At 75.1% G+C, this 15,566-nt stretch carries 10 protein-coding genes; 1 reads left to right on the top strand and 9 read right to left on the bottom strand.

The window, feature by feature from the left end; all coding sequences use genetic code 11:
* Positions 1–61 precede the first annotated feature (61 nt).
* The 7 genes from LG634_RS07455 to LG634_RS07485 all read right to left on the bottom strand — a co-directional run bounded on the left by LG634_RS07455 (position 62) and on the right by LG634_RS07485 (position 11,093).
* Positions 62–1,324, bottom strand: coding sequence for a class-III pyridoxal-phosphate-dependent aminotransferase (locus LG634_RS07455; RefSeq protein WP_226732842.1), 1,263 nt, complete (start codon positions 1,322–1,324; stop codon positions 62–64).
* Positions 1,325–1,371: 47 nt separating this feature from the next.
* Complete coding sequence (locus LG634_RS07460; RefSeq protein WP_226732843.1) at positions 1,372–1,824, bottom strand: type II toxin-antitoxin system RatA family toxin; 453 nt, start codon at positions 1,822–1,824, stop codon at positions 1,372–1,374.
* 65 nt (positions 1,825–1,889) lie between these two features.
* Entirely contained in the window at positions 1,890–3,122 is a 1,233-nt protein-coding gene (locus LG634_RS07465) for a GNAT family N-acetyltransferase (RefSeq protein ID WP_226732844.1), read from the bottom strand.
* Positions 3,112–4,245: an acyl-CoA dehydrogenase family protein gene (locus tag LG634_RS07470; protein ID WP_226732845.1), complete on the bottom strand. Its 1,134-nt coding sequence runs from the start codon at positions 4,243–4,245 to the stop codon at positions 3,112–3,114. The genes LG634_RS07465 and LG634_RS07470 overlap by 11 nt, the downstream gene beginning before the upstream one ends.
* A 3-nt stretch (positions 4,246–4,248) precedes the next feature.
* The gene (locus LG634_RS07475; protein ID WP_226732846.1) at positions 4,249–5,526 is read right to left on the bottom strand and encodes a cytochrome P450; all 1,278 of its coding nucleotides are present in this window, start codon (positions 5,524–5,526) and stop codon (positions 4,249–4,251) included.
* A gap of 252 nt (positions 5,527–5,778) precedes the next feature.
* Complete coding sequence (locus tag LG634_RS07480; protein ID WP_226732847.1) at positions 5,779–8,838, bottom strand: AfsR/SARP family transcriptional regulator; 3,060 nt, start codon at positions 8,836–8,838, stop codon at positions 5,779–5,781.
* 203 nt (positions 8,839–9,041) lie between these two features.
* Positions 9,042–11,093, bottom strand: a complete 2,052-nt coding sequence (locus tag LG634_RS07485; protein ID WP_226732848.1) for an AfsR/SARP family transcriptional regulator — start codon at positions 11,091–11,093, stop codon at positions 9,042–9,044.
* Positions 11,094–12,111: 1,018 nt separating this feature from the next.
* Between LG634_RS07485 and LG634_RS07490 the strand changes: the two genes are divergently transcribed.
* Complete coding sequence (locus tag LG634_RS07490; RefSeq protein ID WP_226732849.1) at positions 12,112–12,987, top strand: alpha/beta fold hydrolase; 876 nt, start codon at positions 12,112–12,114, stop codon at positions 12,985–12,987.
* Between the two features lie 72 nt (positions 12,988–13,059).
* Here LG634_RS07490 and LG634_RS38195 read toward each other — a convergent pair whose 3' ends face one another.
* Both LG634_RS38195 and LG634_RS07500 read right to left on the bottom strand, forming a co-directional pair.
* Positions 13,060–14,622, bottom strand: a complete 1,563-nt coding sequence (locus tag LG634_RS38195; RefSeq protein ID WP_226732850.1) for a RodZ domain-containing protein — start codon at positions 14,620–14,622, stop codon at positions 13,060–13,062.
* Positions 14,623–14,724: 102 nt separating this feature from the next.
* Positions 14,725–15,438: a hypothetical protein gene (locus tag LG634_RS07500; RefSeq protein ID WP_226732851.1), complete on the bottom strand. Its 714-nt coding sequence runs from the start codon at positions 15,436–15,438 to the stop codon at positions 14,725–14,727.
* Positions 15,439–15,566 lie beyond the last annotated feature (128 nt).

Raw genomic sequence — 15,566 nt, forward strand, 5'->3', positions numbered from 1 at the left:
GAACGGACGTCAGGAACGGACGTCAGGAACGGACGTCAGGAACGGACGTCAGGAACGGACGTCAGTCCGGGAGCCCGGCCGGGGCCGCCGCGCCGAGCGCGGTGTCGAGGATCGCCAGCGCCTCGTCCAGCTCCGCGTCGGTGGTGACCAGCGGGGGCAGCAGCCGGACGGTGGTCGGACGGCCCAGGCACGGCGAGACCAGCAGACCGTTGTTGGCCAGCCCGACCACGGCCTCGCCGGCCGCCGCCGGAGTGGTGAACTCGATGCCCCACAGCAGCCCCCGGCCGTGGTGCCCGGCCATCACCCGCGGATGGCGCTCGCCCAGGGCCCGCAGCCCGTCGGCCAGGCGCGCCGACAACTTCGCACCGTGCTCGGCGAGTTCTTCCACCGCCTCCAGCGCGGCGGGCAGCGCGGCGCAGCTCAGCGGGTGGCCGCCGAAGGTCGCCGAATGCAGGAACGGGTCCTGCGCCAGCGGCGCGTACAGCTCCTCGCTGCACACCACCGCCGACAGCGGCACCACCCCGCCGCCGAGCGGCTTGCCGACGAGCACGGCGTCCACCGGCAGCCCGTCCGCCAGCGCGACCGAGGGCTCCCCGCAGCGGCGCAGCCCGCACTGGATCTCGTCCGCGATGGCGAACGCGCCGTGGGAGTGCGCGTCCTCGCACCACTGCCGCAGGACCTCGGTCCGCAGCGGCACGGCGCCGTTCTCGCCCTGCACCGGCTCGAACACGACGGCCGCCACCGGCGCCGCGGCGATCTGCTTCCGGACCGCGTCCGGGTCCTCGGGGTCGATGTGGACGACGTCGACGACGGCGCCCTTGAGGCCGGTCCGGAACAGCGGGCTGTGCGTCAGGGCGAGGGCGCCCAGCGTCTTGCCGTGGTAGCCGCCGGTCACGGCGAGGACCCGGTCCCGGCCGGTGGCGAGCCGGGCGAGCTTCACGGACACCTCGACGGCGTCGGCGCCGTTGAGGCCGAAGTAGACCTTGGGGAGCCGGCCGCCCAGGTAGTCGGCGAGGAGGGCCGCCGCCCGCGCGGCCACCGGATTGGCCAGGCTGCGCGTCGACGTCGGCATCACCTCCAGCTGCCGGGCCACCGCCGCCACCACACCGGGGTGCCGGTGGCCGAGCAGGGCGACCGCGTACGAGCCGAAGTCGAGCGCCGAGCGGCCGTCGGACAGGGTGACGCGGGAGCCCAGCGCACTGGCCTCCACGGCTCCCTGGCCGGCGAACTTGCCGGTCAGCGCGAGCTTCGGGGACTGGTGGCGGCGGAGCTGGTCGAAGACCTCGCCGGCCTGCGGCGGGGTGGTCGTGGACGTGTCGGCCACGGGAAGACCTCCTGGAGAGGGTGGGGACGGCGGGCGGGGGGGTCGCGTCAGAGGGCGGCGCTGCCGGTGAGCCGCCGCTCCAGCGCGTGCAGCATCTGCTCGGCGTTCTCGCGCAGCGCGGTGGCGGCGACCGGGTTGAGCATGTCGGCGAGCAGCGGGATCCCGATCTCGAACTCGACGGTCAGCGAGACCCGGCTGCCGCCGTCACCGGAGGGCTGCACGGCCCAGTGGCCCACGAAGTGCGCCAGGTCGCCGCTGACCTGGTGGAAGTCGAAGCGCCGGGCGGTGTGGTCGAGCCGCTCGGCCTCCACCCACTCCAGGACCGAGCCCTTGAGGTGGACGGACCAGGCCGTCGTGCGCTCGTCCTCGCCGCTGCGGTCGACGACCGTGACGGACTGGACGCTGTCCATGCAGGACGCGTAGCTCTCGACGTCGATGACGGCGGCCCAGCTGTCCTCGGGGCGGGCGGCGATGGGGATCTCAACCTGGACGAGGGGCATGGCTGTTCTCTCTCTTTGACGATGTCAGTGAAGTGACGGAATGTCAGAAGTGGTGCAGGGGTGGATCAGGACTTGGGTGCCAGCGCCTGCTCGCGCGCCGCCTCCAGGGCCCGCGGAAGCAGCATCCGCAGCACCGCCCGGGGCAGCCGCCCGGTGTGTGTGAGCGCGTACGACTGCTCGACGAGCTCGCAGCCGAATTCCCGCTTGGGCTCGTACGCGGTCTGCGCGAACCGGATGTGCCGGCAGCCCCGGCCGATGGCCAGCTCGATCGCCGCGTAGTGAAGGTTGTGGTAGAGCCGCGCCCGGTGGGCCAGCCCGTAGTCCAGGCCGATCCGCGCCCCGACCGCACCGCTGCCGCGGAACAGGCAGTGCAGGTACCCCACCAGCCGGTCGCCCTCGAAGCAGGCGACCAGCCGCTGCTCGGTGCCGTCGGCCCCGCCGTCGGCGCCCTCGGCGAGGGTGCGCACGAATGTCTCGTCGAGGACGTCGAGGGTCTGGTCGGCGCGGTCCATGACCTGCCGGTACAGCCCCATCATCGCGGGGACGAGGTGTCCGAACTCGTCGAGCACCTCCATACGGAGGTCCTCCTGCTGCTCGAACTTCCGTATCTTGCTGCGGGCGTTGCGCCGCGGCTTCGCCGGAAGCGAGGCCAGGAAGCCTTCGAAGTCGGCGTGCCCCAGCGGGAGTTCGGTGTCCGGCAGGGCGGCCACGGTGAAGAACCCCGCCGCATCCAGCCCCGGCCGCAGCGCGCCGAGGCCGTCCGGCGCGAAGTCCTTGAACACGACTGTCCCCAGGCGGTGTTCGCGCGCGAAGGCCATCACCTCCCGCACCAGCAGCCGGGCCGCCGGCGCCGGCAGCGGCTCCCGTCCCATGACGTGGCCCTGGCCGAGGAAGTTACCGCAGAACAGCATCGACACCCGCACGAGCCGGGGGAAGGCCCGGGCCACCGGCGCCATCAGCCGCCGCTCCTCGGGCCCCACGACCCGGTCGAGCCGCAGCCGGCGCACCGCACTCAGCGGCAGCGCCGCGAACGGCCGGCCGTCCCGGCGCACCAGCAGGTACGCGTACGCGTCCGGGCCGATCGAGGCACCCTGCATGGCGGCGAACACGTCCTGCCCCCACATCGGGTCGTCCGCCGGCGCCAGCTCGTCCCACACCGGCCGCGGCAGGTCCTCGGCCCGCTCCAGCCGCTCCACCGTGAAGACGGCCCCCTCGCCGGCCCCGGCGTCCCGCCCGGCCGCCCCCGCCTCGCCGGCGCCGGCGCCGGCCGGGGCGGCGATCCCGCCGTCAGCCGACACGGAGCGGCTCGCCGTCCAGTGCCGCGCACAGCGCCTCGGCCATCCGGGCCCGGGCCGGCGGGTGGAAGTTCAGGCCCGCGGCCGCCGAAGCCAGGTACGTGCCCTCGTCGGAGCCGATGAACGACATGCCGCCCAGCGCCTCCAGAGCGGTCGCCGTGGTCCGTGCGATGGCGTCCTGGGCCGCGTAGCGCGCGGTGAGCGCGGCGGCCAGCAGCGGCTCGCCCCACTCCGCGGACTCCTCCATCCTGCGGGCCACGGCCTCGACGGCGAGCATCGCCGCATCGACCTCGGTCACCAGCCCCGCCCGCACCGCGGCCGGCGCCTTCCCGTGCCCGGTGACACGCTCCACCAGTGCACTCGCCGTGCCCAGGTAGCCGGCGGTCATCAGCAGCTCGAACCAGAGGAACCCCGCCACGTTCAGCGAATCCAGCACCGAATCGGCGGTCACCTCCGTCGGCACGACCATCTGCGGGTCGAGGGCGACGTCCTCCAGCACCACCTCGTCGCTCTCCGCGCCGGCCAGCACCGTGCTCTGCCAGAAGGGCCGCACCGAGACGCCCGGCGCATCGGCGGGCACGATGGCGACTGCCAGGCGCTCGGTGCCGTCCTCGTCCGCCATCACCACCGACGCCGTCAGCAGGTCCATCGAACGGGCCAGACTGCACGGCTTCTTGCTGCCGTTCAGCACCACCTCGCCGCCCCGGCGCTCGGCCCGGATCGCCGGCCGCAGGATGGACTGGCCGGTCCGGCCCTCGGAGAAGCCGGACGCCAGCAGCATCCGCTTGCCGACGATGGCCTCCAGCAGCATCCACTCGAACCCGGCGCCGTTCTTCGCGGCCTCCACCAGGCTCGCCACCGAGAAGTGGTGCATCGTCGTGGCGACGGCCAGCGACGGGCAGCGGGCACCCACGGCCCGCTGGACCCGCACGGCCTGCAACGGGCTCGCACCGACCCCGGTGTTCTGCTGCGGCACCAGCAGCGCCGCACCGCCCGCCTCGCGGAACGCGGCGATGGCCGGGCTGCCCGGCCGCTCCAGCTCGGCCAGCGGATGGCGGGAGAGTTCGGCGTCGAGGCCGGGGAGCAGAGCGTCGAGCACTGCGCGTTCGGTGTCCAGAAAGGCCATGGGTCAGTCCTTCGTCGTCGTGGCGCCGGCCGCGGCCCGCGCAGGGGCCGCCACGGATCCGGCAGCGGTGGTCGTGGTCAGGGGAAGGTCCTCGTACATGCGCAGGCTGAAGGACTCGCGCCGCACCGGCGTCCCCGCCAGTGCGAGGCCGGGGAACCGGGCGAACAGCCGGGTGACCGCGATGGATCCCTCCAGCCGGGCCAGAGCCGCACCGAGGCAGTAGTGCGGTCCGGCGCTGAAGCTCATCACCCTGCTCCCGGACCGCCGTACGTCGAACCGGTGCGGGTCCGTGAACTGTGCCGGATCCCGGTTGGCGGCGGCGAGCACCGTCGTGACGTTCGCCCCCGCGGGCACGGCGACCCCGCGGATCTCGGTGGCCACCGAGGCGATCCGCTCGGTCATCTGCACGGGCGTGTCCCAGCGCAGCGCCTCGTCGACGGCCTGCGCCGCGAGCTCCGGATCGGCCTCCAGCGCGGCCCGCTGCTCCGGATGCGTCAGCAGCGCGTGCGTCGCGATGCCCAGCATGGCGGCGGTCGTCTCGAAGCCGGCGACGAACGTCAGGAGCAGCGTGTCGACCACCTCCTTGCGGGTGAGCCGGTCCTGCCCCTCCCCGGTCTCCAGCAGCACGGTGGCCAGGTCCTCGCGGGGTTCGACCGCCCGGCGCTGCAGCAAGTCCTCGAAATACGCGCGGAGTTCGATGACGGCGGCGTCGGCGCGCGCCCAGTCCTCCTCGGTGCGCACCGGTTCCAGAAGCCGGCTGGCGTCACCGCCCAGCCGCTGGAACCGCAGCCGGTCCTCGGCCGGCACCCCGATCAGCTCGCCGACCACCGCCACCGGCAGCGGATAGCCCACCAGCTCCTGGAAGTTGGCCGCCGCGCCGTCCGCCGTGGCCTCGGCGAAGGCGTCGAGCAGGGAGTCGGTGAGCTCCTCGACGGCCGTGCTGAGGGCGGCCACCCGCCGCGGGGTGAACCCGGCACCGATCAGCCGGCGCAGCCGGGTGTGGTCGGGCTGGTTGGCGCGCAGCATCGAGGCGTAGAAGAAGTCGGCGGCGGGGTGCTCCCGCCAGTCCGGCAGGTGGTCCTCGCACCAGGCCAGGTCGGGCGTACGGAACGAGGAATCGGTCAGGACCGCCTGGCAGTCGGCGTACGTCGTCAGGAAGTAGGTGTCGAGGTCCTTGTCGTAGTAGACCGGGAAGTTCTCGCGGAGCGCTTCCAGCGCCGGAAACGGGTTCTCCCGGCCTTCCGGCGTGAAGAGGGAGAAGAGCAGGTCCTGGGGGTTCAAAGGGAGTCCTCAGCAGTTCGGCGTGCGTCGGCCCCGGGCGATCGAGGTCGCCCGGGCCACCCCCGGAACCGGTCGGACGTCCGTGCGGGGGGCGGTGACAAGAGCCTGTCACCGCCCTGCTCGCACGCCCTCAACAGCACATCAACGGAACCTCAACCGGACCTCGACCGCCCCCGCATGCCCGGCCACTGCCCCGCCGCGGACGCCCGGCCCGGATGCCGCGGGCCACCCGCCCCGGCGGACCCCACCGCGTCAGCCGCCCCCGAGCCGTGCCTCGGCGTCTGCCGCGTCCGGCATGCCCAGCTCCCTGAAGACCTGGAGCGCCTGTCGGTGGCAGTACGCCGCCTGCCCCGCGCGGCCCAGCGCCCCGACCGCGTCCCCGAGCTGTACCAGCGCCCGCCCGATCAGGTACGCGTCACCGTGCAGCGTGGCGATGTCCCGCGCCTCCGTGGCACGGGCCACCGCCTCCTCGTGCCGGCCCAGCGCGTTCAGCACCTCCGCGATCCCGCCCAGCACCAGCGCCTCCCGGAACGCCGAACCCGTCGTACGCCACAGCCGCAGACTCGTCCGCATGCACGCCAGTGCCTCCTGCAACTGCCCCGTGTACAGCAGGATCTGCCCGAGCGCGCGCAGCGCGTTGGCCTCGCCCGGGCCGTCGCCGCAGGACCGCGCCAGCTCCACGGCCGTCCGCCCCGACCGCACCGCTTCCGCCGGCTGCCCCGTCGCCAGCTGCGCCAGCCCCAGGTAGCCGAGGGTGAGCGACTCGCAGGCCGGGCTCTGCGACGCCCGGCTGAGCGGCAGGGACTCCGTGAGGTGACCGAGGGCGGCCGGGAAGTCCCGGCGCGCGAGGGCGCACCCGCCGAGGGCGTTCAGCGCGTGAGCCAGCAGCGGCCACCGCTCCTCGCGCCGGAACACGTCGGCAGCCTCGCGCAGGTGCGGCAGCGCCCGGCCCATCAGGAACCGGATCGCGAAGGAACCGCCCAGCATGTAGTGCGCGATGCCGCCGGCGACCGCGTCGCCGGCCCGCCCGGCCGCCGCCACCACGGCCCGGGCGGCCCGCTCCTGGTTCCGCGTCCCGGTGCTGTAGCGCCCCAGCGGGTCGGTGGCCAGCAGCAGCCGGGCCGACACGGCCGCCGGGACCTCGGGGAACCCGGCTGCCTGCTCGATCAGCGCCAGCAGGTGCTTCTGCTCGTCGAACAGCCAGGTGGTGGCCTCCGCCGGACTGCCGAACACCTGCCCGTCCCCGACGCCCCGGCCCACCGCGGCCGCCCCCTCCGGCAGGCCGTCGGCGGGGAACGGATCGCCCACGGTCGACGCCCGGTACGCCGCCCGCGCGATGCCGGTGTACGTGCTCAGCAGCCGCAGCATCGCGCCCCCGCGCTCCGCCGCCGGCAGCTCCTCGGCCCCGGACGTCCGGGCGAACAGCCGCAGCAGGTCCTGGTAGCGGTAGCGGCCCGGCGCCGGCGACTGGAGCAGGCTGGCGTCCACCAGGTCCTCGCACAGGGCCTCCGCCTCCTCCCGCGGCCGGTCCAGCAGGGCCGCGGTGCTCAGCCCGCCCAGCTCCGGCACGTCCGGCAGCGCCAGCAGCCGGAACGCCCGCAGCTGCTCCGGACCGAGCCGCGCCGTACCCAGCCGGAAGCTGGCGTCCACGCCGCCGTCCCCGTCGCCGCGCAGCTCCGCCAGCCGCCGCCGCTCGTCCGCGAGCCGCCGGGCCGTCTCCGCCACCGACAGCGCGGGCGAGCCGGCCAGCCGGGCGCCGACCACCCGCAGGGCCAGCGGCAGCCGCCCGCAGTCGGCCACCAGCGCCCGGGCGGCCTCCTCCTCCCGCCGCACGCGCTGCGCGCCGACCAGCCGCACCAGCAGGTCCAGGGCCACGCCGTCGGTCAGCTCCGCCAGGTGCACCAGCGTCGCACCGGCCAGGCTGCCGAGCCCGGTGAGCCAGGTCCGGCAGGTCACGAGCAGCCCGCAGCCCGGCGAGTCCGGCAGCAGGTCGCGGATCTGTTCCAGGTCGCGGGCGTTGTCGAGGACCAGCAGCACCCGCCGCCCGGCCAGCAGCGCGCGGTACCGCGCGACCCGCTCGGCCGTCTCGGCCGGCAGCTGCGCGGGTGTCACCCCGAGCGCGCGCAGCAGGTCGCCCAGCACCTGGTGCGGGTCGGCCGGCCGGGCGTCCATGCCGCCGAGGTCGACGAAGAACACGCCGTCGGGGAAGCTCGCGGCCACCTCGTGCGCGACGCGCACCGCCACCGTCGTCTTCCCGATCCCGCCCATCCCGCTGATCGCGCCGACGGCCGCCGCGGCGCCGCCCTCCAGCGCCTGCCGCAACCGGGCGATCTCCGCGTCACGCCCCACGAGGTCCGCCACGTCCGGCGGCAGGCGCAGCGTCGGCGCCATCAGAGCGGTGGCACCGGGAACGGGCGGACCGGCCGGGGCCGCACCGGAAGCCCCGGCATGCACACGCGCCGGACCCGGACGGGTGCCCGCCCGATCGCCCGGCCCGGCGGAAACCCCCGTCCCCGTACCGCCCAACGCCCCCGGCCCGTCCGCCCCGGCCGCGCCGGGACCGGCCAGGATCCGCTGCCGGATCCGCTCCAGGCCCGCACGGTCCGGCCCGTCCGAGCCGCCCAGGGCCGCCCGGGCCCGGCCGTACACGTCCAGCGCCTCGGTCTGACGGCCCGTCTCGTACAGGGCGGCCATCAGCAGTTCCTGCAGACGCACCCGCCTCGGATACGCACCCGCGGGCCCCCGCAGCTCCTCCACGGCCCGGGCATGGCCGCCGAGCAGCAGCGCCACCTCCCACCGGGACTCCAGCACCGCCAGCCGCCGCTCGCGCAGCGCCGACCGCTGGGCGGCGGCGAACGGACCGGGCACCCCGGGCAGCGGCTCGTCACCGTCCCACAGCGCCAGCGCGTCGTCGTACAGCGCGAGCGCGTCCCCCGGCCGCCCCGCATCCAGCGCCCGGGCCGCGCTGCCCGCCCGGCGGTCGAACACCGTCAGGTCCAGCGCGTCCGGCAGCAGGTGCAGGGCGTACCCGTTCGGCCGCGACACCAGCACCCGCGCCGGGGTGCGCGGCGCCCGCCCGGGCTCGATCATCCGGCGCAGCGCGGCCACGTGCCCGCGCAGGGCCGCCGGTGCCCCGCCGGGCGCCGCACCGCCCCACACGGCGTCGACGAGGGCCTGCGTACTGCCCCGGCGGCCGTGCCGCAGCAGCAGCGTGGCGAGCAGGGCGGCCGCCAGCGGCGGTCGTACGTCCGTCCCGCCCGCCCCGGTCTGCACGCGCAGCGGGCCGAGCACCCGGAACGACAGACCGGGCACGGGGGGACGGTCGGGGGAGGGGCGCGGTACGGCTGACACGGGGGTTCTCCAACGGGTGTTGCGGGCAGGAACGAACGCCCACGGCACGGCGGCCGGGCGTACGGATCGGGCCGGCGCATGCGGATCCGGGCATGGCCGGGAGGCCGGACGCGGCACACCGCGCCCGGCCGAAGGCGGTACGGGTCAGGGGCGGGGGCCCGCCATCAGGACGCCAGCCCCTCGCGCGCCCCGCCCGCCGGCGGCCGCCGCAGCGGCCCGCCGAGGCGCAGGTCCGTGCCGCCCGGGGCGTAGAGGACCGGCGCGGGCCGGTCCTGGTCCGCCCGCGGCGACGGCTCGTCCCGCTGCACCGAGACGGCGAACTCCCGCACCAGACCGTGTACGTGGTAGCGGTCCGGCCGCGCCGACTCCAGCCAGCTGCGGTCCACGAGCTCCTCGCACAGCGCGCGGGCCTGCTCCGACGACAGCCCCAGCGCCAGCGCCACCGCCGTCGGTCCGAACCGCCCGTCCGGCTCCCGCAGCAGCGCCACCCGCGCGAACACCGCCCGCAGGGACGCCGGCAGGCCCTCGTACTCCCGCCGGAACGCCTCCCTTACGGACAGGTCCGCGATCCCGAGCAGCGCCAGCCGGTGCCGGCCGCGCAGCGCCGCCACCACCGAGGCGATGGGCCAGGCCGGCCGTGTGGCCAGCCGCATCGTCACGATCCGCAGCGCCAGCGGCAGCCCGCCGCACAGGTCGGCGAGCTCGGCGCAGGCCTGCTCCTCGGCCGCGACGCGCTCCGCGCCGATCGCCGTCTCCAGCCACGCCAGCGCCTCCGCCCGGGACAGCTCGCCCAGATGCGCGTGGCGCGCGCCGGCGACCCCGGAGAGCCGCGCCGTGCTGGTGATGAGGGCGGCACAGCCCGGCCCGCCGGGCAGCAGCGCGTCGACGGCGGCCGGCTCCGCGACGTTGTCGAGGACCACCAGGACGCGGCGCTCGGCGAGCTGCGACCGGTAGAGCGCGACCCGGTCCGCCTGCTGCGCGGGGACCGGCGTGCCGGGGCCGCCGAGCGCGCGGAGGAAGGACTCCAGGACCGCCGCCGGGGGGACCGGGGTGCCGTCCGGGGCGCGCAGGTCGGCGTACAGCTGTCCGTCGGGGAACTCGCCGCGCACCCGGTGGGCGGCGTGCACGGCCAGCGCGCTCTTGCCGATGCCGGTCGACCCGGACACGACGACGACTGCCGCCGGACCGCCGGCCGTCGGCTCCCGCAACCCCGCCCGTGCTCCCGCCCCTGCCTGCGCTCCCGCACCCGCCTGCGCTCCCGCCCCCGTCAGCTCGCGGGCCAGCTGCGCCAGCACGTCGGCCCGGCCCGTGAAGTCCGCCAGGTCGCGGGGGACCTGGGCGGGACGCCGGAATCCGTCGGCGGCCGGTCCGGCCGCCTCGGGCGGCACCCCGTCCGCGACGGCCGCGACGGCGGCGAGGTGGCTCGCGCCCGGCGGCTCCGGCTGCCCCGCCCCGCTCGCGATGCCCTCGGCCATCGTGGCCATCTCGCGCCCCGGGTCGATGCCGAACTCTGCCGCCAGCATCCGCCGGGTCCGCTCGTGGACGGCCAGCGCCTCCGCATCCTGCCCGCTCAGCACGTACGCCCGCATCAGCAGCGCCCCCAGCCGCTCCCGCAATGGGTGACGCTCCGTCAGCTCGCGCAACTCCGTTATCGCGGCCGCGTGTTCGCCGAGCTCCACGTCCAGGGCCAGCCGCGTCTCCAGGGCGGCGAGGCGCTGCCCGGCCAGCCTGTCCCGCTCCGCCTCCACCCCGGGGCCGCCCAGCCCCGCCAGAGGCTCGTCACCCCACCTGGCGAGCGCGGTGCGCAGCAGGGCCCGCGCCTCCTCGGGGCGGCGCGCGGCCCGGGCCAGATCGGCGGCGGCCACGTCCTGGCGGAACAGCCCGAAGTCCACCGCCCCGGCCGGCACCCGCAAGGTGTAGGCCCCGTGCTCGGACACCAGCACCCGCGGCCCGCCGCCGTCACCGTCCGGCGCCTCGATCTCCTTGCGCAACCGGGACACGTACGTCCGCAGGGCCCCCACGGCACGGGCCGGTGCCTGGTCGCCCCAAACGTCGGCGATCAGCGCATCGACCGACACCGGCCGGCCGTCCCGCAGCAACAGCATGGCCAGCAGCGTCCGTTGCTGTCGCGATCCGAGGTCCAGTTCCCGTGCACCCCGCCAGGCCCGCAAGTGGCCGAGCAGGGCGAACCGCAGGCCCGTCGCTTCGGTGGTCATCTCATGCCCCCCATGTTCCGTACTGTCGTCCGGCCCGGCGCCGCCGGCGCTCCTCCGATGCCCCCACCGGGAAGGAGTGCGAAGTGCCGCGGGAGGTCACCCCGCAGAACACCTCGTGAGCTACGCCACATGCCGCCGAGAACCCCGCCCCCGGCTGCACAAAAGGCCGCCTGAACAGCAGTTTCTCTCATGATTTGGAAACGGACGGCTTGGTTCGGCCACCGGCGCGTCGGCCACCGGGGGCGGCCTGCGGCCGTCGGCCCGGCGCCCGCCGGCGGGGGAGTGGTGCGTACGCCCGCACCCCGCACAGGCGTTCCGGCAGGCCGGCCGGGCCCGGTGCCCGTGACGGCCGCGGCGGCCGCACCCCGTGACCGGCGCACGGAATCGGCCGGATTCCTCCGTCCGCCCGGCCGGTTACCGCGGGTCGCACCGGCCTGCCGTTCGCTTCCGCATCCCATCCGCCCGGACCCCGCGGAACGGTCGGCCTCGAACCGCACGGGGGCGGTGAGGGGAATCCGGACGAACGGCGCGGCGGGGGATGGGCGTTGTCCTCGCGGAGGGAGGCGCTGCGCGCCGGGACGCTCTACGTGCCGGCGCACCGGTGACGGAGCGTTCTCCGCACGCCCACGAGTGCCATTCCTGATCAAGCTCCCCCGGCGAGGTTCACAGCCAGCCCTGGCTGAGGAGCCGCAGCAGCTCCCGCTCCGGCGGGGGCAGGCCGGTCTCCGCATCGCGCGGCCGGTCGCAGCCCAGCGGCAGCGAGTTCGAGCGGACCTGTCAAGGGCAAGTGGTACAAGTACGGCAACCGCGCCGTCGGCGGCCGTGACGTCGACCTCAGCGAGACCAGGCTCCCCCGGAACGGAACCCTCCACTGGAACGTTTACTCCTGACCCACCCCCTCCCGCCGGCCCGGTGGGACTCCCCACCGGGCACCGGGCGCCCGGGCGCAGGAGTCCGCCTTCGGAGTGCGCGTGCTCCTTTCGGGGGAGAGTCACGGGGACACCGAGGAGGCACAGGGATGAACGGCACCGCGGTCCTTCCGCCGCTGGCCGAGTGGACGCGCGGTGGCAGCCGGGTCCAGGCCGGCGGTCACCAGGTCTTCGTCCGCCAGGACGGTCCCGCGGACGGGGCACCCGTGACGCTGCTGCACGGCTTTCCCACGTCCTCGCACGACTGGGCGCCGATCGTTCCCGCCCTCACCCGGGCCGGACTGCGCGTCACCACGCTGGACTTCCTCGGCTTCGGGGAGAGCGCGAAGCCGCGGCGGCACGCCTACTCGCTGCTCGACCAGGCCGCGCTGGTCGAGGAGGTGTGGCGGCAGACCGGCACCGGCCGCACCGCCCTCGTCGCCCACGACTACGGCGTCAGCGTGGGGCAGGAACTGCTGGCCCGGGATCCGTCGCGCATCAGCCGCATGGCCTGGCTCAACGGCGGCCTCTACCCCGACCTGCACCGGCCGGTACGCACCCAGCGCCTCCTGCACGGGCCGCTCGGCCCGCTGATCGCGCCCCTGACCACCCGCCGCCGGTTCGCCGCGGCCCTGCACGGTGTGCTGGGACGGGAGCTGTGCGACGAGGACGTACGAGCGCTGTGGGCGGCGGCATCCCGCGCGGGCGGCCACCGCCTCGCGCCGCGGCTGCTGCGCTACATCGACGAACGCCGCCGCCATGCCGGGCGGTGGACGGCGGCTCTGGAGGAGTACCCGGGCCCGGTGCTGTTCGTGTGGGGACCCGCCGATCCCGTCAGCGGCGCCCACATGCTCGCGCGGGTGCGCAGCAGGCTCCCGCGGGCCGCCGTCGTCGAACTCGCCGGACCGCCTGCCGTCGGCCACTATCCCCAGCTGGAGGACCCGGCCGCCGTCGCCGACGCACTGACATCCTTCCTGGCTCCCTGAGGACGCGCGGGCCGTGTTCCCGGCTCCGGTCCCGCGCCGTCCGGACGGATCTCCGACCCCGGCGGGACCGGGTCAGAAGCCCTTCGTGTACGTCAGGCGCTCCACCCGGCCATCTTCGAACTCGTCCTCGATCCGCTTGCCGTTGACGAGGAGCTTCACGGCGCCCGCGTTGCCGAGGACCAGGTCGATGCGCTCCTTGTCGGTGAACGTCCTGGTCTCGCCCGGGCCGAGGACACCGTCGAAGATCAGCCTGCCGGCGGAGTCCTTCGCCGACAACCAGCTCCCCGGACCCTCGCCGGTGATCGCGATGGTGACCACGTCCTTGGGGGCGGGCGCGGCCCCGCCGTCCGAGCGGCCGGGGGTGGGCGTGGGTGACGGTTCCTGCCGGGGCTGCGACTTCACGGCGCCGGGTGCCGGGGCCGGCGACGACGCCCGCCGGGACTCCGACGGGGACGCGGAACGGGGGCCTGTACGGTCGCCGTCGAGGGTGAGGTAGAGCGCACCGCCGAGGACCCCCGCCGTCGTCACGGCCGCGAGCGCCACGAGGACGACGCGCCGCCGGGAACGCCCGGCCGAGGTGATCCACAAAGGGCCGTCGCCCCGTACGTCGTCACCGGCGAGGGCCACGACCCGGCCGCCGGCCCCGAGAGGCAGCGTGCCGCCGGCCGGCTCCGTACCGCGCGCGTCACCCCCGTCGGGGAGCGTCGCCTCATGACCGCCCGTCCCGCCGTCCCCCGCGTGCTCGTCTCCGTCTCCGTCTCCCTCTCCGTCCCGGCTACGCCCGGACGCGACCGGCACCCGCCCCGGCGGGGCCCCGGGGGCGGGGGAGTGCCCGGCCGGGTCGCCGGGTGCGAACGAGTCCAGGAGCCGGGCCGGGCTGGGCCGCTGAGCCGGGTCTTTGGCCAGGCACGCGGCGAGCAAGGGACGCAGGCCCTCCGGCACGGCGGACAGATCCGCGGTCTCGTGGACGGAGCGGTACATCAGTCCCATCGGCGTGCCGGAGCCGAACGCGCTGCCGCCGGCTGCCGCCACCAGCACCGTACCCAGGGCGAACACATCGGCGGCTCCGGTGACTTCGAGGCCCTGCGCCTGCTCGGGGGCCAGGAAGCCGGGAGTGCCGAACGCCGCACCGGCGGCAGTGAGGCGAGTGGACTCCACCGCCCGCGCGATGCCGAAGTCGAGGACCCGGGGCCCGTCCTCGGCCATGATGATGTTTCCGGGCTTCAGGTCGCGGTGGACGAGACCGCAGGCATGGATGGCCAGCAGTGCCTCGGACAGGGCGGCGCCCAGCAGCCTCAGCCGCTGCTCGTCGAACGGGCCCTGCTCCCGGACCAATGCCGACAGCGTGGGGCCCGCGATGTACGCCGTCGCCAGCCAGGGCGCCTCCGCATCCGGATCGGCGTCGACCACCGGCGCCGTGTGGAAACCGCCGACCCTGCGGGCGGCGTTCACCTCGGCGCGGAACCGCTCACGGAAATGCGGGTCGGCGGCCAGGTCGGGATGGGCCACCTTGACGGCCACGGGACGCCCGCCGCGCGACCGCGCCAGGTAGACCGTCCCCATGCCGCCCGCACCCAGCTGCCGTTCCACCACGTAGACACCGATGCGCTCCGGTAACCCCGCCCCGAACCCCACGCGTCGCACCCTCTCCCTCGCCACGAAGCCGCGCCCCAGTATGACGGCGGCAGCAGACGCCCGCCCGGAGCCGGTCGTGGAACCAGGCACCCCGACGGTCGGTCAGGCCTTCGTGATCGTGAATTCGTCGGCGCCCGTGCACTTGGAGCTGGGGGCGGTCCGTGTGACCAGCCAGCCGGGGGGGATGGGCGAGAAGGAGCAGACGGTGGCGCTGGTCTGTGTCGTGAGTTTGGTGATGGTGTACTCGTAGGCGACGCCTGCGCAGCTGTAGCTGCCGGCGGCCCTGGTGACGACCCAGCCGGGGGGAATGGGCGAGAAGGAGCAGACGGTGGCGCTGGTCTGTGTCGTGAGTTTGGTGATGGTGTATTCGTTGGCGCCCGTGCAGCGGTAGCTGCCGACGGACCGTGTGACGACCCAGCCGGGGGGGATGGGCGAGAAGGAGCAGACGGTGGCGCTGGTCTGCGTCGTGAGTTTGGTGATGGTGTACTCGTAGGCGACGCCTGCGCAGCTGTAGCTGCCGGCGGCCCTGGTGACGACCCAGCCGGGGGGAATGGGCGAGAAGGAGCAGACGGTGGCGCTGGTCTGCGTCGTCAGTTCGGTGATCGTGTACTCGTTGTAGCCCCCGCAGCGGTAGCTGCCGACGGACCGTGTGACGACCCAGCCCGGGGGGATGGGCGAGTACGAGCAGATGGTGGTGCCGGCGAGCGGTTGCGGGGCTGCTTCCGCCTGGCCGGTCGTGGTGATCATCATCCCCAGGAGCAGCAGCGCGGCCGTCACCAGATGCGGGATTCTTCTTCTTAAGCCCTTTTCTTCCACGGGAATCCTCTCGGCGATCCGGAATTGCCGAGACGCAACCTACGCAGCAGCAACTCGCACTGTCCACAACGCAGTTGCCGGCAAAGCGCGAATAATGCGGTACGTCATGAAGATGAGCTTTCGGCGGG

The organism is Streptomyces bambusae (genome assembly GCF_020532645.1).
GTDB classification, from domain to species: domain Bacteria; phylum Actinomycetota; class Actinomycetes; order Streptomycetales; family Streptomycetaceae; genus Streptomyces; species Streptomyces bambusae.